The organism is Pseudomonas savastanoi, from assembly GCF_020917325.1.
Classification (GTDB): domain Bacteria; phylum Pseudomonadota; class Gammaproteobacteria; order Pseudomonadales; family Pseudomonadaceae; genus Aquipseudomonas; species Aquipseudomonas amygdali.
Genome location: NZ_CP076652.1, coordinates 2,939,067 through 2,958,676 on the forward strand (window position 1 = coordinate 2,939,067; position 19,610 = coordinate 2,958,676).

The following is a 19,610-nucleotide window of genomic DNA, read 5'->3' on the forward strand; positions in this document are numbered from 1 at the left end:
ATTACGGATGGCGTCAATCGCAACCCACGACCTGACCCTGAGTTACCAGCGGCAGGTGATCATCGACAGCCTTGATCTGCAGTTGCCCGCGGGCCAGGTGAGCGTGCTGATCGGCAGTAACGGTTGCGGCAAAAGCACCTTGCTCAAATCCCTGGCGCGTCTGCTCAAGCCGCAGCAGGGCACTGTGGTGCTCAACGGTGCCGATATCCACCAGAAATCCACTGCTACGGTCGCGCGTGAACTGGCGATTCTGCCGCAAATGCCAAGCGCGCCAGAGGGCATCAGCGTACGTCAACTGGTGGCGCTGGGCCGTTATCCCTATCAGAACTGGATGCAGCAATGGTCCGTTCAGGATGAAGCCATGGTCGAACGGGCGCTGGCGCAGACCGGTATGCAGGAACTGGCCGAGCGGCCCGTTGATGCCCTGTCAGGCGGCCAGCGTCAGCGCGCGTGGATCGCCATGACGCTGGCCCAGGATACCGACATCGTATTGCTGGATGAGCCGACGACCTTTCTCGACCTGGCTCATCAGATCGAGGTGCTGGACTTGTTACGCGACCTCAATCGCCAGGAAGGCAAGACCATTGTCATGGTCCTGCATGATCTGAACCTGGCTTGCCGTTATGCCGATCACATGGTCGCCGTCCACGAGCGCACCGCCTTTGCCCAGGGACGTCCGGCCGACATCCTCAGTGAAGCGCTGGTCAAGCAGGTCTTCGGCCTTAATTGCCGGATCATCGCCGACCCGTTCTTTGGTACGCCGCTGTGCATTCCCTTTGGTCGGGAACTGCCGCAATGAGCCTTGCACAGGCTTTCAGCGAACCCGAATGGGCACTGCTGTCCGGGGCATTGCGCCTCAAACACGCAGTTGACCGCGATACCCGCTCGTTGCCAGCCCGCGCCTTGCTGGACGACAACGTGTGCGAACAATTGCTTGCAGCATTGGGGCCGGTCATCGGCTCTCCGACGCAGGCGATCACCGCGTCGCTGCTGGCCAAGCGCTTTTCCTTCCTGAGCACCGGTGCCTGCCTGTACGCCATGTCGGTCTACGACAAGGGCTTGATCCTGTCGCTGGACAATAGCGTGATCGAATACGCACACGATGACGGCCTGTGGACCTCCTCAATGCCCTTGGACGACTTAACACCTGTGGGTTATGAACAGGGCACCCGCGAGGTGTGGCGTGAGGTGATTGTCGGCACCTTGTTCCGCGACCTGTTGCAGCCGCTGTGGGAGACCTTCAACCGTATCACTGGCATTTCCCGGCGAATCCTTTGGGAAAACACCGCCGTACGTGTCTATTCGCTGTACGACAAACGTATGGAAAAGGTTGAAGACCCGGCGATTCGACAGCGCTATGAAGCCGATTTCGACTGGCTGCTGAATCAGGCCGACCCGGCACTGTTCGGCCTGAACTACAACCCGCTGAAACACTTCCGCCGCCCACCGGTTTTGCTGGAAGCCGAGGGCAAAAGCATCCGTTTTCGACGCACCTGCTGCTTCTATTACGACGCCAGCAACCCCGTCGAGTATTGCTCGACCTGCCCGTTATTGAGGCCAAAAAAATGTCGATGAACAAGCACATTGCACACCGCCAGCAACAGCTCAGCGACGCCGTGATAGAGCAATACCGGGGCATTGCCGCCTCCACCATCGGCCACCTGACCGACAGCGGCTATCTGCCAGGGATCAGACCGCTGTTCGACGGCGCTCGACTGGTCGGCAACGTGGTTACAGTCAAAGTAGAGCTGCCCGACGGCAGCATCCTGCGCGATGCATTGCTTAACAGTCTGCCTGGCGACGTGCTGGTCATTGAATGCGTCGGTGACGATCATTGCGCCTGCTGGGGCGAACTGCGTACCTTGGCCGCGCTCATCAAGGGCCTGGCCGGCGTAGTCATATCAGGTGCGGTTACCGACATCGCCGCCTTACGCGAACATCGTCTGCCGGTATTCAGCCGAGGTATCAGTGCGGTGACCACGCGAAGTCTGGGGGAACGTGGTGAACTCAATGGGCCGATCAATATCGGTGGGGTTGTCATTAATCCGGGAGACATTGCCATTGGCGATGACGACGGAGTGTTCATCCTGAGTGCGCAGCAGGCGAGTGAGTTGTTGCCTGGGTTGCTGGCCAAGGAACAAGCGGACCATGAGAAACGGGAGGAGTTTTTGCGACGACTGGACAGGGATGAAGCACCTGCTGCCGGTTAGCACATTAATCCAGCAGAGACGCATTCTTGAGTAGATCAAACAGCCCTTCAGGTACAAGCGTAGATTCGCGGGTAAAACTGGAACCAGAATGCCACGCGGCCTTGAAAGTTGCCCCGTCGCTTTCAAGGCCATCCAGCCAAGGCTTCTTATAGATTTCTGCGTCGTCAAATATTGCATCGTAGACCTGCACGATCTCGTGCCCTCGCTTGCCCGCGTAGGTAAAAATGCTCTCCAACGTGCCAATCAACCGAACGTTGCTGATCGAAAAGCCCAGTTCTTCATACACTTCCCGGACCACGGCATCGATACTCCGTTCGCCAAATTCAATGCCTCCGCCAATAGGGCGAAAAAGCGTTCGCTTTGCGACCGCGTCGTGAAATTCGTTGACCAGTATTTTTCCGTGATGGTGAAAAACGCAAAGAGCGAGGGCACGAATGCGCGGTTCTGACATGAATAAAACTCCTTTCCAGCGTTCTGCATGACTATACACAGACGCCATCAGCGTGTTGTTCAGCTATTATTCAGGTGGGTAGCTGGCAGACAGCCAGCTTACAAATTAATTCCGTGCAAACTTACAATTAATCGTCATGTATTAACCGTTATCGTACGACTAAAACGGCAATCTGGATCCCAAATCAGACTTCAGAATTTATATCAGGATTTTCCGGCGTTTAGTTGACGAGGGCGCTAAAGATTTCGCTTCTATGACCGATGAAGGTGGCAAGCCCAAACTGTCCCGGATAGCCGCAATGTTTAACTCTCAGTTGAAAAAAACCAACAAGGCATTGGAGCGCCGCCTCGCCATGCTTGAACAAGCAGGGCAAATTCTGAATCTGGAGACAGTTGCCGCCGTTCTGGACGGGGCGGGCAAAGTGCAGTCAGTCAATGCCTTGTTCGAGACAGAGCTGAGCTATGCACAAGCCGAGATTGCCGGGCGCAGTCTTTCTGAACTGAGCCCGCCAGAACTGAGCGGTGATGTTCACCAGAAGCGCGCCCTGGCGGCTATTCGGGACGGCAAACATTTCAGCGGCACCTTGCGCCTGGTCAGCAAAACAGGGGCCAGGGTGTGGTTGAGAACCGTGGTCGTTCCCTTTAAGAACGAAACCGGCGGTGTGGAGCAGATCACGCTGTACTCAAGCGTTTTGACGCGCACCATTGAAGCCTCTCGCGAGAACGAAGCTCTCGTGAACGCGCTGCAACGGTCCACCGCTGTTATTGACTTCACCCTCGATGGAATAGTCATTACAGCCAATGACAACTTTCTGAAAGCAATGGGTTACGAGTTACATCAGATAAAGGGAAAACATCACAAAATGTTTTGTTTGCCTGAAGAGTCTTCCTCCGACGCCTATACGCTGTTTTGGGAAAGGCTGCGTCGGGGTGAATTTATCGTTGACCGTTTCCGGCGCGTCGACAAGTCCGGTCGTGATGTATGGCTGGAAGCGTCCTATAACCCGATTACCGACGCCAATGGCAAGCTCTATAAAATCGCCAAGTTTGCGACGGTGATTACTGAACAGGTTGAGCGTGAGAAAGCTGTCGCTGAAGCGTCGGAGATGGCCTATCAAACATCTATCGATACCGACGGCAGTGCACAGCAAGGCCGAAAAGTCATCAAAGACACCCTGCAGATGCTGGGCCAACTGACAATTTCGATGGAAGAGGCTACGCGAGGCATTGAGGCGCTGGACTCTCAAAGTCAGGTCATTGGAACGATCATAAAAACCATCAGTGGAATCGCCGAGCAAACCAATTTGCTCGCACTGAACGCAGCTATTGAAGCCGCGAGGGCGGGCGAACAGGGCAGGGGGTTCGCGGTGGTGGCCGATGAGGTACGCCAGTTGGCCTCACGCACGACCAAAGCGGCAGAAGAAATCGTAAACGTCGTGAAGACCAATCAGAGCCTTGCTTCAGATGCCGTGGGCGTGATTGTGCGCAGTACCGAGCAGGCTTCCGAGGCGCTGGTGCTGGCTAACGATGCAGATCGTGTCATGCAGGAAATCCAGCAAGGCGCCAACACAGTAGTTCGAGCCGTCAGTCGGTTTGTCGATCAGCGCTCGAGTTAGTTGCAAACGGCGGAACACTATCGAGCCCGGTAGTGTTCCCGGTCATCATCCTGGCAAGGGGCAATAGGGCTTAGCGAATGCCGGTAAGCGTGAAGTCTGGCGACCGCTGAACTGCCTGCAGTCGTACACCTGCCGTCATTCGAGCGTAGCGTTCATGTCATTCATTCGCAGTCCGCACATGGTTCGTAAATACCTTTACACCCTGTTGTGGCTTTACCTGTTTTCTATTTTTTTGTTGGCCATAGCGTGGGAATTCAAGCTTGAGTCCTTCGCTATGTACGCCATGAACTTGCCGTATGATCAAGACTTCGAAGATGCCGAGCGTTGGCGTTTTGTATTGACGTCGACCGGGTTTGCGTTGCTGTCGATGGTCGTACCGTTCATTCTTTTGAAGCGCCTGATGCAACGCTTGCAAGACAGCTACAACGACTTGCTGAAGTCGCAGGCGCTCAGCGACTCTCTGGCCCGTCACGATCCTTTGTCTGGCCTGCTCAATCGGCGCGTGTTTCACGAGCAGCTGGTTGCGCGCCTGGAGCAGCCATCTTCGCAAACCGCCGTTTTCCTGATCGATCTGGATAAATTCAAGCTGATCAACGACACCCACGGGCATGCAGTGGGAGACGCGGCGATTTGCGCCGTTGCGGAAAGTCTGCGAGACGCGACAATAGGGTGGCAGGCTTCCGTAGCTCGACTCGGCGGGGACGAGTTCGGTCTGGCGGTCAGTGGTGACTTCAGTCAGGTTGAACTGGCAACGCTGGCTGAAAGTGTGTTGGCTAAAATCGCAGAGTCCAGTGCGAATTTTCCGCGTTTAGCGCTTAGTGCGACCTTGGGCATTGCAATTGCGCCGTTGGACGGTTCGGATGCCGACATCCTGCTGCAGCATGCCGACAGCGCCATGTACAGAGGCAAGAACGGCGGCCGCGCCACGTTTAACTTTTATGAAGTCAGTTTCGAGCGCGAACAACGCCAACAGGAGTTGTTCGCGCAGGAATTGAGACAGGCTATTGAGGAAAAAAATATCCCGCCGTTCTATCAGCCTATTGTCAATCTTCCGGAGCAACGCCTCGCGGGGGTCGAACTATTGGCGCGATGGCTGCACCCCGAGCGCGGAATTATCATGCCGCTTGACTTCATACCCGTGGCAGAACAGCTGGGGCTAATCAAGCAGCTCACTGAAAGTCTCCTGCTTCAGGCCTTCGATCAGGCGCGTGACTGGCCGAGCGATTTTACGCTGGCCATCAACGTCACTTCATTGATGATCGAAAGTGTCGATTTTCCCGACTGGTTGGCGCACGTGGCCAGCGAAGGTAAATTCCCACTGAGACGGCTGGAAGTGGAAGTGACGGAAAATGCCCTTGTGGCCAATGTCGACAGTGCACGCCTGAACCTGGAGCGCTTGCGCGCTATGGGTGTGAGCGTAGCGCTGGACGATTTCGGTACGGGCTATTCAGGGCTTTATCATTTGACCAAACTGGCCATCGACAAGATAAAAATCGATAGATCGTTCTTTGATACGACTCTTGAGAACCAGAATGAGATGGTCAAGGCCATCCTCGCTCTGGGTAAAAGTCTGCGCATGAAAATCACCGCCGAGGGAGTTGAGCAAGAGGGGCTGGCAGACTGGTTAGCCTCCCATGAGTGCGATTTGCTCAAGGTTACTTGTTCGGACGGCCCTTGCCTTTGGCCCAGGTGACAGCGTTGCTGGCAATGGCCGAGCCCGACGGGCCGGTAAGGGCGCGAGCCATTGCCGGGTAGCGCGAACGTTGGGCGCACGGGATATGGCGCCCCACTAATGGCAAGCTACATCGCCCGCCGAAGCGTAATCCGGGTCAACTCCGAAGGCTGGCCAAGACGAATGGCAAATCCGGGCCAGAGTGCGGTGCCGTTGTTGACGTACAGCTGCATCCCGCCGACATCATAAAGTCCCGACACAAATCCCCCGTTGGCCAGGGCCAGCAGGCGGTGAAGACCGAAGATCATTCCGCCATGGGTATGGCCGGAAAGTTGTACAGCAACGCCTTTAGCCGCAGTTTCTCGCGCGTTTCTGGGTTGATGGTCGAGCAGGATGATCGGGGTGTCTTTTGCGATGCCTGCTATGGCTTTTTCAACGTCTGGCGCGGGGAAGCCGGTCTTTGGTGCGGTCACATCGGTGACCCCGGCCAAAGCGATCCGTGCGCCGTCGCGCTCGATCAGGGTGTGGCTGTTGGCGAGTGGCACCATCCCCAGCGAGACAAAGTGCTGCATCCACGTCTGGTTGTCGAAAAAGTACTCATGATTACCGGGTATGACATACACGCCGTCCGGTGCCCGTAAATCGCGTAAAGCCTCGACATCCTGCTTTCGGTCGCTGAGCGAGCCATCGATCAGGTCGCCGGTGATGACGATCAGATCCACTCCCAGCGCATTCGACTGCTGCACCACCGCCTGTGTCCACGGCGCGTCAAACAGGCGACTGATATGCATGTCAGTCAGCTGCAATACCTTGTAGCCCTCGAATTGCACAGGCAGGTTTTTGATCGCGATCTGGATATCTTTCACAGGTGGCACGCGCACGGCCTGCTGCACGCCGATTGCCGCCAGCACCAGGGCCGCCACACCGATGACGTAGCGCAGATTGGCCGGAATGGTCAGTATTTTTCGGCGCAGCAACATCGTCAGCAACGTTCCGATATCGACGATGATTTGCAACACCGCAAGCAACAGGATCGCGCCGAATGCCCAGTTGAACAGCATCACAAGGTCGCGTGGAAATTCCGGCGAGAACACGCTTCCGGAGGAAAACCGGCAATACAGGTGATATTGCGAGGCTAGAACAAGCAGCAGAGCAACGGCAATTCTGGTTGATAGCGCCCACGGCATTGGCCACAAGAACCTGGCGATAACGTACAGGCAGGGCAGGCTGAACATAACGTGAAACATCAAAGCGCTCCTTTAGTCATCCGCCGATAGTAACGGCTCGCCTCTCGAGGCGTCGACCGATGGGTTCCGAGTCAGTTGACTGGGGTTTTCCTCACTTGATTCATAAGCGGATGAAGCAACACCCGATACTGGAAACGTGGTTGGGGCCGCTTTCGGCTGCGGGCCCGGCTTTGCTCGCGATGATCCCCTCATGACGCGGATTTTCAGGGCCTGGCGCATTGACTGAGAACGTTGGAATGGCAGGAAGTGGCATCCATAAATAAATGTATAGATGCATTAAGCATCCTAATCGCAAAAAGCCATCTCTCAATTGACGCTACGGTCCGCACTCATGGTTAATGGCTGCAACGCTATTCAACGTAGGGTTCGCCGCCATGCTCAGATTCCCATCTCGTCTAAACGCTGTTCTCGGAGCCTTGACCGGGCTGGCTTTGCTGATCGGTGCAAATGCCGCAATGGCGGGCCAGACGTTACGTTTAGCCCATGCCTCAAGCTCCAGCAGCCTGATCAATCAGGCAATGACACGTTTTGCTGCCGAGGTCAGCGCCGAGACGAAAGGCGAATTGAACGTACAGGTCTATCCCGACGGGCAATTGGGTGACGAAGCGCCTATTGTCGATTCGGTCGGCGCAGGAGCCATCGACATTGGCCTGGGCGGCTCGACTGACGGCATTGATCCACGCCTGAATGCGCTGTCGCTGCCATTTCTGTTCGAAGATTCGGTCGCCGTGCATGCCTACCTCGATAGCGCAGCCGGCAAGAAATTCCTCAGCATGGGCCAGGACCATGGCTTCGTCATGCTCTCGGCGCTGGACTCTGGCTTTCGCCAGTTCGCCAACAGCAAACACCCGATAATTCAGCCCGCAGACCTCAGTGGCCTGAAAATACGCACGCCGCCTAACCCCGTGATCCTGGCAACTATCAAGCAACTGGGCGGACTGGGGCAGTCGATTCCGTTTGGCGAGGTTTATACCTCGCTGCAATCGGGTGTAGTGGACGGTGTGGAGCCCGAGCTGCGCGATTTTTACGACCAGAAGTGGTATGAGGTCGCCAAATATGTCTCGCTCTCGAACTACGTGTGGTCGGCTAACTTCTGGTTCATCAACAAGGACAAGTATGAAAGCCTGAGCGCAACTGATCGGGCTGCTCTCGACAAGGCCGTGGTAGACACCACAGCCTGGTATCGCTCGCAGCTGGAAGCGGTGTACAGCAAGATTCAGCAGGAAATGCAGGACAAAGGCGTGAAGTTCAATGACGTCAACCCGCGCCCATTCCGCGAGTTGAGCAACCCGGTGTATGCCCAGTTCGGCAAGGTCTGGGGCGAAGACTTCGTCAGCCAGCTGCGGCACGACGCGCAAGGCGAGTGACGCCATGTCTATCAGCCCGCATCCCGACCAACCACCCAGCAGCCTGGCTGAACGCTGCCTTGCTGTATTCGGCTCGCTGATGTTCGCCGTGACCTTTCTGTCCATTCTGGCGGGCGTCCTCTCGCGTTACCTGAATCTGCATGGCTTCGAATGGTCGTTCGAGATCGCCACCATCGGTTTTATCTGGGTGACGTTCATTGGCGCGGTGATCGCTGAAATCAGGCACGAGAACGTGCGATTCCAGGGGCTGGTGAGCATGCTGCCAGTCTCTCTGCAAAAGGCGCTGGATGCCTTTGCCAGCCTGGCCCTGCTGGGGATCAGCGCATGGCTGCTGAGCAGCGGTGTGGCGTTCATTTCACGCACTGGCTGGATGCCGACCCCGGTGCTGCGCTGGCCCGCGGGGCTGAGTTCACTGGCGTTGATCAGCGCCGCCGCGATGCTTGCGCTACTGGCTGTGGTTCGTCTGACACGCCTGATTCGCAACGGGGTACGCCCATGACCGTGCTGATCCTTTTTCTGGCGTTTTTCTGTTTGCTGATGGCGGGCTTGCCCGTCGTCTGGGCGATGGCCGGTGGCAGTATCGCGGCCCTGCTGTGGGGTGATCTGCACATGCCGCTGGCCTGGCTCGCCCAGCAGACACTGCGCGGCGCGGACTCATCCACCCTGGCCTCTATTCCATTGTTTCTGCTGGCCGGAGAGTTGATGAACCGTGGAGGCCTGACGCTGCGCATCATGCGCGTTGCGGAGCACTGTTTCGGGCGCTTGCGCGGCGGACTGGGGCTGGTGAACGTGGCCACTGCGTTCGTCTATGGCGGTCTGACCGGATCAGCCACAGCCGATACCGGTACCGTTGCCAAGGTCATGATTCCAGTGATGGAAGCACGCGGCTACCCACGTGCATTCGCCGCCGCTGTTACCGCAGCCTCCGGAACGCTGGGCATTATCGTACCGCCGAGCGTCATCCTGATCATGTTCGGCGTGCTGACCAATACGTCCATCGGTGGTCTGTTCATGGCCGGCGTGATCCCTGGCCTGATGCTCGCCGCAGTCTTTATGATGACCGCCTACATAGTCGGGGTTCGCGAGGGCTTTCCAAAAGCCGAAGGCAAGATGGACTGGGGCCTGTTCCTGCGTGACACCGGTGGTGCGCTGCCTGCATTGCTGATGCCGTTCATGGTGCTCGGGGCGATAGTGACCGGCTTTGCCACGGCCACCGAAGCAGCGTCGCTGTCGGTACTCTATGCGCTGTTCGTCGGCACCATTGTCTATCGACAACTGGGCTGGCGCGATCTGTTCCCGGCCGTGACCGAAGCGGTGACCACCACCGGCTCGGTAATGATCATCATGGCCGTGGCCATGCCGTTTGGCTGGATCCTGACCTTCGAACTGGTGCCCCATACAGTGGCCACCTGGATTGTCGGCCTGCATACCGGCCCGCTGGTCACCATATTGCTGGTGATTCTGGTGCTCAAGGTCGTCGGTTTCTGGCTTGACCTCGGCCCGGCCATGATCATCCTCGCGCCCATTCTGGTGCCCGTTGCCAAGGCGGCAGGTTTCGAGCCCTACCAGATCGGTCTGATCTTCACCATGACCCTGGGCTGGGGGCTGTTCACTCCGCCTATCGGCACCAACATCTTTGTGGTGTGCAATGTCGGGCGTATTGATATCGGCTCCGTCTCACGACGATTGATACCGTTCTGGATCGCCACGGCGTTTGCCATCGCCTTGCTGGTGTTTTTCCCGAATCTGACCCAATGGTTGCCCCGCGTCATGGGCTATTGATACCTCCCATTTCCTGAGAATAAAGATGAAACATTTGATCGGTGGAATTTCCAGCGGCGGCCGCGCTTTGCCCGAAATTGACGGCCAGGCTTTCAATGTCGCACGCTCTAACGGGCCGTGGCTGTGGGACAGCAAGGGCGTGCGTTACGTGGATACCGCAATGGGTTTTGGTGCAACCATGCTTGGCCATGCTCAGGTGGAGGTCATGGCCGCGGCCAGTGCAGCAATGCTCAACGGCCCGATGCCTTCCTTTGCCCACGCGGACGAGGAGGCCGCTGCTGCCGCATTGGCGACATTCACCGGCGATCTCAGCCAGGTGATATTCCTCAACACTGGCAGCGAAGCCGTGCACCTGGCCTGCCGCACCGCGCGCGTGGCGACGGGTCGCCAGCGCATTGTAAAGTTCGCTGCCGGCTATGATGGCTGGTACGACTCGGTAGCCTTTGGCAATGCGGGGCAGGCCTCGGCCTTGATGAGCGGCACAACCCGGCCTGAACGTGATGGCATGCTGCTGTTGCGCTACAACGATTTTGAGGATGCCGAACAACTGTTTCGCGATTACAGCGACATCGCGGCCCTGGTGGTGGAACCCGTGTTGGCCAACGCGGGCTGCATTGAGCCTGCGCCGGGCTATTTAAAGCACCTCAGCGATCTGGCTCACCGTAATGGCGCACTGGTTATCCTGGATGAAGTGTTGATGGGGTTGCGCCTGTGTCCAGGGCTGACCGGCACGCTGCTGGGTGCCGAGCCTGATCTGGCCACGGTCGGCAAGGCAATCGGCAGTGGTATTCCGGTCGCCGCGCTGGTTGGCAAACCCGAATACATGGGGCTTTTCGAGCAGGGAAAAATCGTACGCGCCGGCACCTACAGCGGAGCGCCGCCAGCGTGCGCTGCAGTACTGGCAACCCTCAAGCAACTGGCGACCGCCAACTATGCCGCACTGCTGACACGCGGTGACCAGCTGCGCGCCCAACTGGTCGCGGCCTTTGCCAGCAAAGGCATGGCCGTGAGCAGTACGGGTTACGGGTCAGTGTTCACGTTATGGCCCTCGGCGACGCCACCCAGAACCTACGCTGATGCGGCGCACGTGGCTGACAGCGCGTGGACGCTCGCGCTGCACAAGGCGCTGCGCCGCGAACGGGTCATGAGCATGCCGTTTGCCTTTGGCCGAACTTACCTGACCTTTGCGCATCAGGAAAAAGCGCTGCAAGCGGTGCTTGAAGGCTACAAAGCTGCAATCGCCTCGCTTTGAGACTCGCTTTCAGAACGGCTTTCGGCCTGAAAGCAATCACGGACGAAATGCGCCAGGCGGCGGGTATTCAACAGGGCATGTTCGGGCACCAGCAGCTCCAGTTCGATGCTCGGCAGCCGGGGCAACTGCTCGGATTTCAGGATGCGCCAGCCAGATGGAACAACTGAAGCGGGCAATACCGTCACCGAGTTGCCTAGACGAACCGAATGCATGACTCCCGGTAGATGAGATGAAGAACTGACCACCCGCCAGGGCGTACCCAACAGATCCAGCGCCTCAATGATCTGCGGACGCGCCCGGCAGCTTTCGGTAAATAACGACAACGGCAAAACCTTCTGCTGCTCGGGAAAATGCCCCGGCGCTGCGCACCACAACATCGGTTCGCACCTAAGTAACTCACCCTGCACCTTGGTACCGGAGCGGGTGATGATCGCCAGGTCGATGCTACCTTCGGTAATCATGGACTCCAGGCGAGAAGAAAAATCACAGATGATTTCTACCTGCAGATGCGGATGGCGCAGGGTGAACGCCTGCATGAGCTCGCAGCCCAGCGACTCAAGATAGTCATCCGGCATGCCTATACGAACGCGAGTGGCTTCCTGCCCGCAATCGAGTGCGGCAAGCGCCTCGTCTTCGAGCATCTGGATACGCCTGGCGTAGCCGATCAGCCGTTCACCATGCTCCGTCAGCGTAACGCCACGGCGAGACCGCTCCAACAGCTTGCGCCCGACCCGGGCCTCCAGCCGCCCCAGCATAAGGCTGACAGCTGCCTGGGTCTTGCCGATACGCTCACCGGCAGTGGTGAACCCGCCGCAATCGATGACAGCAACAAAAGCAGCAAGGCAATCGGTATCGAGATGGCGCATGGGGAGACCTCGGGTGAAACCTGGTAAGCGAGGTCTATGCACGTTCCATTCCGTTAAGTGCCGTTACGAGAAGTACAGCAACTTGAAAGTCACGACCGAAGCTTCTCATTCGCCTGGCTGTTGAGCTGACGCTGCATATCCCAGCAACGGTAATGATCTGTCAGCGTTTCCGTGATGGATCTATATTTGATGCCCAGATCATTCAGGCTGCGCTGGTTATCCACCACAAAGCGAATGCCAAGGTGCTTGCTCAGATAATCCTGAGTGAGCCCGAAGAATGGACCAATCAACCTGACAATAGCGTTGGGAATGCGGTAGCGCGGCAATAACCAGGGGCGTCGATGCAAACGGCGCACAATGCCAGCTATTTCCACAAAACCGCCACCCCCGGTAACAAGCACTCGTTCTGTCATCGCGGCCCATCTCTTGTTTGATTATTTATGGAGAGCAGAGAGCTACGATAAACAACCGGTCACAGAACGATCAGGGGTTGAGCGGACACAAAAGGGGGCGGCAGCGGACGTTCGATGATCACGTATGTTCTAGCGAGTACATGAAAACTCAGGAAGTTGACAGGCGCTGGATGTCTTTTCGAAATTGTTGAATTTCGTATCTGGCCTCGCGGGGCGTTACCCCGGTCCAGCGTTTGAACGCTCGACGGAAATCACGAATATCGCTGAAGCCGGTTTCAGTCGCAACGTCGATCAATTTCGTTTCACGGTGGCTCAGGAGTGACAATGCCCTGGCCCTGCGTAGCGAGTCGATAACGCCCTGATAGGATTGGCCCGCCTCGTCAAGACGACGCCTTAAGGTGCGTTCGCCGATATTGAGCTGTTGCGCAAGGTCATTGAGTGACGGCGGAGCGCAGAGACGCTTGCGTATTTCCCGTTGAACGGTTTCGACAAGATCTGACGTGCCTTTATCTTCCCAGTTTGCACTGTCCAGCAACTCTGCCACTTCTGCAGCCACGAAGTCATCGCGCGTCAACAATGGAATGTCCAGCCACCGGGCATCGAATTCGATCAGGTTGTGAGCACCGGCAAATACCACCGGGCAGCGGAATATTTCGCTGTATCGTTGCCGGTGCGCAGGCTCTGGATACTCAAGCTCGATGCGGCTGGGGAGCATCTCATGATGCCCAGTCAGATGTCGGGCGATGGCCATCGCGCTGGCGAATGCCTCTTCCAGATAAAAGCTGATCACGTCAGGGTCAAAGAACTGCGGCACCATGTAGGTCAGGCAGCGACCTTCATGAAGCTCCATTCGATGGCGGAGCAGGGCACCGGCATGTTTCTGATAACGGAGAGCCAGATCCAGCGCGTCACCCAGCGTGGGACTGGCCTGCATACCCAGTCCGACAATGCCCCATGACACTGCTGTCTGGCGCTCGCCGACCGACAGACCCAAGCCGTCATCACCCAGCACCGTGATTGTCCGGCGTACCAGCAGGTTGCTTTGCCGATGCGACAGAAGATAGCCGGGCTTTTTCAGGTCATCAGGGGCAAAACCCAGGCCACGGCATAGCCACTCGGCATCGACGCCACGTTCGGTCGCATATTGCAGGAGCATGCGCGATACCTGCGGCGGAGCCGAGGCTTCAGAGAACAGTGGGTCAGCAATGAGTTTCATGTTGATCCGGACCTTTTACAAACAGGTTTTATTGTTTTATCGAATCACAGCATGCCTGAAAAAGCAGCCAAAACACCCCTTGAATCGTTAAATTAATCATCGACCCGATCAGGCAGCCGAACAAGTCCGTTACCACCCCCTTTTACGTCCATTGGCCCCCTGCATGCTCCGTGTCTCCTTGGCTAACTTAGGGTTCTCGCTGTTGAACCCGAGGAATACAAAGTGAGCCACGACAACAACAAGATCCACGATTGCGCCGACGCGGTGTGCATTATCGGAAGCGGCCCTGGCGGGCTGTGCATGGCGAGGGCGCTCAAGCGCCAAGGCCTCGATTACGAGCAGTTCGAGCGACACAGCGAAGTGGGAGGCGTATGGGATATCAATAATCCCGGAACCCCGATGTACCAATCGGCGCACTTTATCTCCTCTCGCGATCAGTCAGGGTTTATCGACTATCCCATGCCCGCGCACTTTCCCGATTATCCGAGCAATCGACAGATTTTCGAGTACGTTCGCTCTTTTGCGATGGCGTTCGATCTGTACGACAGGATCCGTTTCAACACTGCGGTCAAAGACGTAGAAAAAGAACAGGATGGACGCTGGCTAGTCACGCTGGCCAACGGTGAACGACGCCGCTATCGCGCGGTGGTGTGTGCCACCGGCTGTAACTGGGACCCGAACATGCCCGAAGTGAAAGGCCAGTTTGAAGGCACCGTTCGGCACTCGGTAACGTACAAGAACCCCGACGAATTCAAGGGCAAGCGGGTAATGGTCATCGGTGCGGGCAACTCCGGTGCCGATATTGCCTGCGATGCGGCCAAACATGCCGATAAAGCCTTTATCAGCATGCGTCGCGGCTACCACCTCATTCCCAAACATCTGTTCGGAATGCCGGTTGATGAATTCGGTGAAAAGGGACCGCAACTGCCAATGTGGCTGGCGCGCCCGGTTTTCCAGACGATTTTGCGGGTCATCAATGGTGATACCCGGCGCTTTGGCTTGCCCAGACCGGACCACAAGCTCTTTGAAAGCCACCCGTTGCTCAATACCCAGTTGCTGCACTACCTGCAGCACGGCGATATTCAGGTAAAGCCGGACGTGTCCCACTACGAGGGTCAGCACGTGGTGTTCAAAGACGGCACGCGTGAGCCGCTCGATCTGGTGCTCTATGCCACCGGGTATAAATGGAGCTGCCCCTATGCCGCGAAATATTTCGAGTGGCAGGGCGGTCGGCCCCGGTTGTACCTGTCTATTTTCAGTCGTGAGCATCACAACCTGTTCGGCATCGGGTACGTCGAGACCAACTCGAGCGCCTATAAGCTGTTTGATAGCGAGGCGCATGCTGTCGCTTGTTACTTGCGTGACCAATTGCATCAGAAAGTCCAGGCCAGTCATTTCGATCAGTTGATTGCTACCGACGACCCGGATCTTTCCGGGGGAATCAAGTTCGTCAAATCCCAACGCCACGAGGTGTACCTGGAGGCGCATGCGCTCAAGAAATACCTGCGCAAGCTGTTTCACAGCCTAGGCTGGCCTGCGGTCGAAGAGGGCTATTACAAAAGCCTGCGTAAAGGTGCTGGCTATATTGCTGCGCCAATGCAACAGAAGGTCGCCATTCAGGAGACGTGCTTATGAAAACGGTGGTTCTGATTACCGGCGCGGCCGGCGGCATTGGCCAGGCGATCTGCGCCCAGCTGATCCGCAGGGGCATGCAACTGATACTGGCGGACATCGACGAAAAGCAGCTGCGCATGTTGGCTGAAAACCTCGGCGAAGATGCTTTTCCCTATGTAGTTGATCTGACCGACCAAGAAAGCCTGGCAGGCTTGATGACCTACATAGAGTCAGAGTTTGGCCGACTTGACGTGTTGATCAACAATGCCGCCATTGCAGTAGTCGAAGCGTTTGATACACGCTCGGTGGAAAGCATCAGTCGAGAGCTCAACATCAATCTCGTCGCACCGCTGATCCTGACTCGCATGGCCATTCCGTTGCTCAAGCGATCGAGCGACGCCCGGATCATATCCACTGTTTCACTGGGGGGCCTATTTCCCACGCCCGAATCACCGATCTACTGCGCCAGCAAGTTCGGACTGCGCGGCGCAATGCTCTCGATCGGACTGGATCTGGCCGAGAAGGGCATCAAGGTCGGTTCCATCCTGCCAACCGCGACAGACACCCAAATGCTGCGCAAGGAAGCGATCGAAGGCGGCAACGCTTTACAGTTCATTGCACCGCCACAATCGCCGGACGACGTCGCACGTCAGGTGTTACTCATGCTCGACAAACCGTGTCTGGAACGGACACCGAAACCGAGCGAATCCTTGGCATCCAGTCTGGCTATGCTGTTCCCCAACCTGTTGCCGCGCACCACCCGATTGCTGCAAAAGCGCGGAGAGAAAGGCATGAAGAAGTACATCGAGTCGCTCGGCGAGCGTGGCCTGGCGCACCGGGTGGAGGGGGTTTGGCGTTTGAAATAGCAGTCGTCTGTGCTGCGGAAAATACAGAGCGTTTCAGGGCTAAGGGCTTGCGGACATCGCTCGTCCAGGGGCGATGACAGTTGATCGAACCGGACGGACGGTTGCGTGGAGATCATTGAAAAGCGGCGCGCTGATGCCAGTGCGGAACTTGCTGCTCGGCCATAAGCAGGTATCGTGTGGGCGTCAGGTTGTAACTGCACAGCTCTGAGCAGGCTACAACTGTATTTTTCGAGGCGTGATATGTGCAGCCCTTCGCGCCGACGATACAAGGATTATTTTAATGAAAGCTTTTCAGATCGGATCTCAACAAGGCCTTGACGCCCTGACCGCGACCACTCGACCCGAGCCGGTTGCCGGACCGGGGCAAGCCATTGTGGCGCCTCGTCTGGTGAGTCTCATCAGTCGTGATGTCCAGATCCTTCATGGCGTTTACGGTGCCAGACAGGAGCCAGAGCGCATTCCGGTTTCCGAAGGTGTGGGCGAGGTCATCGCTGTAGGCGAGGGCGTCAGTCAGGTCAAAGTGGGTGACCGGGTTATCTGCGGTCACTTCCCGGACTGGCTGGAAGGCCCATTCAGAATCGACGTGTTTGCCCATGACGTCGGTGTAACCCACGACGGCTGGCTGGCGGAAAAAGTCGTATTACCCGCCGCAGCGTTGATTCGCGTGCCGGACTCGCTGGCTGACCAGGATGTTGCCGCGCTGGCATCTGCGGGCCTGACAGCCTGGAACGCGCTGATGGAAGTGTGCAAGGTCAAAACGGGCGAGCTGGTCCTTTGTCTGGGAACCGGCGGGGTGGCGCTGGCCGCTTTGAAGCTTGCCAGGCTCCACGGCGCGCGCGTGGCAATCACCTCATCAAGTGACGAAAAACTGGACATCGCCCGCCAGATGGGCGCGGAAATCACCATCAATTATCGAACACACCCTGACTGGGCTGCGCAAGTCATGGCGCTCACCAATAACACCGGTGCGGACATCATCCTCGAAACCGGAGGCCAGGACACCCTGGGGCAATCCATCGCTGCCGCTTCCGTCAACGGACGTATCGCGGTCATTGGTGTGACTCCAGGGCAGCACTCTCCGATTCCCGATTACCTGTCCCTCATCCTTAAAAATGTAACCATCAGGGGCATTGCCAATGGTAGCCGCGCGATGTTTACCGACCTCATACGCGCAATCGAGGCAAATGGGGTTGAAACCGTCGTTGCCAGGACGTTCAAATTTGCTGATGCACCCCAGGCCTATGCTTATTTTGCTGCGGCAAAGCATATAGGGAAGGTGTTGATCGAGTTTGAGCGCGACTGAGGGCAGAGCACAGGATCATCTGGAGAATGGCGAAAGGCTTACACGAGCTGGAGTGGATCCACTCTGTACGGCGCCACTGCGAAGGAGCAATCTACACCCATCAACTGCAAGCGCAGGAAGCGCTTCACAGGTCACGGATGATCACCATTGCCGGGATGGCTACCGACAGGATGTTGGAATGGTATTGATGGAAAAAACAACCCGCTTCGGCGGGTTTTTTTATGCGCGCAAGGAATGGGAGCGCTTGCAAACGTAATCGGCAACGGTTTCGCGAATGACTTGAAGATGAGGGGCCTATGCAGACGCATACCCAAGCCCAAAGGCGGCGAAAGGTGTCGTGTCGGGCGGGATCAGCAGCCGAGTCCAGCTGCGGCGACGATAAGTTCGAGGTTCTTGCCCTCGACTTTTATACGTCGAGCGGTGCGGTGATGATAGTTGGCGAATGCCGGATGGCGCAGCGGTAGCGAATCGAGGCGTGGATCAACCGGTCGACAGATCGCACCGCTGCATGATGGGAGAATCTTTGAAAGTGATGCAACAATAAAAAACCTCCTCCGCTCAGACCGCCTTCTGAAGCATCTCGACAGCGACGGGACGCTGCACCCGGTGTGCGGCATGCAGCCATCGAAGCAGTGCACTACGACCACCGATGCTCATTTTTATCGCTGCGCGCTTGAAGTAGCTTTCCACTGTGCTGACTTTCAGATCAAGCCTGTCCGCCAGTTGAGGCACAGTGAGACCCGCCAGCAGCCCTACGCAGACTTCGGTTTCGCGGGAAGACAGGCTAAGTTCCGATGCCTCAAGGCGACTGAGGAAACGCTGGCGCAGGCCTTCCATGGCATCATTGTTTTTCAAGCTGTTCATGGCAGATGAGGGTGTTGTCGAAACAAGGGTAGGGGTCACGGTTGCAATGTGTTGCTTCACGATCGGCAAAACGACCCAGGATAAGTCCTTGAGCTGAGCACGCTCCTGACTGGTGAATGCCTTGGCAGAGGGGGCTCGATAAACCGACAGTACATATTGCCCCTTGCCCGGGTACGCGAGGTGTACCTGGGGGCGAGAAGCATGAGCCTGAAGGTGACCTGGATTTTTTTGCGCATTGTAGGCCGGCGATTCAAACCTGATGGATTTATCGACCCGTGTATCTGCCAGCTCTGTGGGGCTCAGCAGAACAGGCTCAAGGCGCCTGCTATCGATACCTTGGTTGAGCACCTGGTGCAAATTTCCACCAAATGCACCAATGGGGGGAGCGCCGGCCGCTTCGCTCGTAGACCGAGTAAGCCCTTGAATGACATGGGTAGCATCCACGGGGAGCGAGGCCGTGATCATCTCATGGAGCAGGCGGGCGAAGTGGCGGCTTCCGATACCGGAGATCACTTTGCCAAGATGCGGGAAGAGCTGTTGCATGTTCATCGGTATTCCTTTTTCCGTTTAAAAAGAGACACGCCAAGGCGCAGCCTTGATTCAGCAGATGAGTTCAGGAGTGCATTGTCTTTTCGAAGACTGCAGTCAAACAGGTTGTATGTAGACCTTAATATAATGTTCACGCTTACTGAACAGAGGCTGAATCTGAAACCATAGCGAACGACGCCGAAGAGCATGCCGTAATAAAAAGTCAATCGTGTTACGGAAAACGAGAACACTTGCCATGATCAATACACCTTATTGGAACGATCTTTTTATCGATTTTTATTGAACTTGGCATTGCCGTGGAAGAGCAGGTAAATACGAATCAC

General features: G+C 56.8%; 17 protein-coding genes and 1 pseudogene. 12 read left to right on the top strand and 6 right to left on the bottom strand.

Annotation, left to right across the window (positions count from 1 at the left end):
- Positions 1-7: 7 nt before the first annotated feature.
- The 3 genes from KP808_RS12625 to KP808_RS12635 are packed head-to-tail and all read left to right on the top strand — an operon-like array spanning position 8 to position 2,210.
- On the top strand, positions 8-799 hold the full coding sequence (locus KP808_RS12625) for an ABC transporter ATP-binding protein (RefSeq protein ID WP_005777341.1): 792 nt from the start codon (positions 8-10) through the stop codon (positions 797-799).
- Positions 796-1,575 carry an IucA/IucC family C-terminal-domain containing protein gene (locus tag KP808_RS12630; RefSeq protein WP_230018753.1) on the top strand — a complete coding sequence of 260 codons (780 nt, stop codon included), beginning with the start codon at positions 796-798 and terminating at the stop codon, positions 1,573-1,575. The genes KP808_RS12625 and KP808_RS12630 overlap by 4 nt, the downstream gene beginning before the upstream one ends.
- Complete coding sequence (locus KP808_RS12635; RefSeq protein ID WP_080396300.1) at positions 1,572-2,210, top strand: RraA family protein; 639 nt, start codon at positions 1,572-1,574, stop codon at positions 2,208-2,210. Before KP808_RS12630 ends, KP808_RS12635 begins: the two co-directional genes overlap by 4 nt.
- A 4-nt stretch (positions 2,211-2,214) precedes the next feature.
- Here KP808_RS12635 and KP808_RS12640 read toward each other — a convergent pair whose 3' ends face one another.
- Positions 2,215-2,661, bottom strand: coding sequence for an NUDIX hydrolase (locus tag KP808_RS12640; RefSeq protein WP_230018755.1), 447 nt, complete (start codon positions 2,659-2,661; stop codon positions 2,215-2,217).
- A gap of 253 nt (positions 2,662-2,914) precedes the next feature.
- Between KP808_RS12640 and KP808_RS25955 the strand changes: the two genes are divergently transcribed.
- Both KP808_RS25955 and KP808_RS12655 read left to right on the top strand, forming a co-directional pair.
- Complete coding sequence (locus KP808_RS25955) at positions 2,915-4,276, top strand: methyl-accepting chemotaxis protein (protein ID WP_326839561.1); 1,362 nt, start codon at positions 2,915-2,917, stop codon at positions 4,274-4,276.
- A 274-nt stretch (positions 4,277-4,550) separates the two neighbouring features.
- Positions 4,551-6,031 (top strand): annotated as a pseudogene (locus tag KP808_RS12655) (putative bifunctional diguanylate cyclase/phosphodiesterase).
- Positions 6,032-6,076: 45 nt separating this feature from the next.
- Here the strand turns inward: KP808_RS12655 and KP808_RS12660 are convergent.
- A complete protein-coding gene (locus KP808_RS12660) occupies positions 6,077-7,195 on the bottom strand; it encodes a metallophosphoesterase (RefSeq protein WP_058408593.1) in 1,119 nt (372 codons plus the stop codon).
- A 374-nt stretch (positions 7,196-7,569) separates the two neighbouring features.
- On the opposite strand from KP808_RS12660, the gene KP808_RS12665 reads away from it, so the two are divergent.
- The 4 genes from KP808_RS12665 to KP808_RS12680 are packed head-to-tail and all read left to right on the top strand — an operon-like array spanning position 7,570 to position 11,596.
- Complete coding sequence (locus KP808_RS12665; protein ID WP_230018757.1) at positions 7,570-8,562, top strand: TRAP transporter substrate-binding protein; 993 nt, start codon at positions 7,570-7,572, stop codon at positions 8,560-8,562.
- 4 nt (positions 8,563-8,566) lie between these two features.
- Positions 8,567-9,061 (top strand): TRAP transporter small permease, encoded by a 495-nt coding sequence (locus KP808_RS12670; RefSeq protein WP_058401357.1) that lies wholly within the window; start codon positions 8,567-8,569, stop codon positions 9,059-9,061.
- Positions 9,058-10,344: a TRAP transporter large permease gene (locus KP808_RS12675; protein WP_230018759.1), complete on the top strand. Its 1,287-nt coding sequence runs from the start codon at positions 9,058-9,060 to the stop codon at positions 10,342-10,344. The genes KP808_RS12670 and KP808_RS12675 overlap by 4 nt, the downstream gene beginning before the upstream one ends.
- Before the next feature lie 25 nt (positions 10,345-10,369).
- Entirely contained in the window at positions 10,370-11,596 is a 1,227-nt protein-coding gene (locus KP808_RS12680) for an aminotransferase class III-fold pyridoxal phosphate-dependent enzyme (protein ID WP_230018761.1), read from the top strand.
- Here the strand turns inward: KP808_RS12680 and KP808_RS12685 are convergent.
- The 3 genes from KP808_RS12685 to KP808_RS12695 all read right to left on the bottom strand — a co-directional run bounded on the left by KP808_RS12685 (position 11,569) and on the right by KP808_RS12695 (position 14,091).
- On the bottom strand, positions 11,569-12,462 hold the full coding sequence (locus KP808_RS12685; protein ID WP_058408590.1) for a LysR substrate-binding domain-containing protein: 894 nt from the start codon (positions 12,460-12,462) through the stop codon (positions 11,569-11,571). The genes KP808_RS12680 and KP808_RS12685 overlap by 28 nt on opposite strands.
- A gap of 89 nt (positions 12,463-12,551) precedes the next feature.
- Positions 12,552-12,875, bottom strand: coding sequence for a hypothetical protein (locus KP808_RS12690; RefSeq protein WP_230018763.1), 324 nt, complete (start codon positions 12,873-12,875; stop codon positions 12,552-12,554).
- A gap of 148 nt (positions 12,876-13,023) precedes the next feature.
- Complete coding sequence (locus tag KP808_RS12695; protein WP_058408588.1) at positions 13,024-14,091, bottom strand: AraC family transcriptional regulator; 1,068 nt, start codon at positions 14,089-14,091, stop codon at positions 13,024-13,026.
- Positions 14,092-14,355: 264 nt separating this feature from the next.
- Between KP808_RS12695 and KP808_RS12700 the strand changes: the two genes are divergently transcribed.
- The 3 genes from KP808_RS12700 (at position 14,356) to KP808_RS12710 (ending at position 17,874) form a co-directional block, all read left to right on the top strand.
- Positions 14,356-15,726 (top strand): flavin-containing monooxygenase, encoded by a 1,371-nt coding sequence (locus KP808_RS12700; RefSeq protein ID WP_407692677.1) that lies wholly within the window; start codon positions 14,356-14,358, stop codon positions 15,724-15,726.
- Positions 15,723-16,571 (top strand): SDR family NAD(P)-dependent oxidoreductase, encoded by an 849-nt coding sequence (locus tag KP808_RS12705; protein WP_230018766.1) that lies wholly within the window; start codon positions 15,723-15,725, stop codon positions 16,569-16,571. The genes KP808_RS12700 and KP808_RS12705 overlap by 4 nt, the downstream gene beginning before the upstream one ends.
- 280 nt (positions 16,572-16,851) lie before the next feature.
- A complete protein-coding gene (locus KP808_RS12710; protein ID WP_230018768.1) occupies positions 16,852-17,874 on the top strand; it encodes a zinc-dependent alcohol dehydrogenase family protein in 1,023 nt (340 codons plus the stop codon).
- 558 nt (positions 17,875-18,432) lie between these two features.
- On the opposite strand, the gene KP808_RS12715 is transcribed toward KP808_RS12710, so the two are convergent.
- Complete coding sequence (locus tag KP808_RS12715) at positions 18,433-19,287, bottom strand: helix-turn-helix domain-containing protein (protein WP_058408585.1); 855 nt, start codon at positions 19,285-19,287, stop codon at positions 18,433-18,435.
- Between the last annotated feature and the right edge of the window lie 323 nt (positions 19,288-19,610).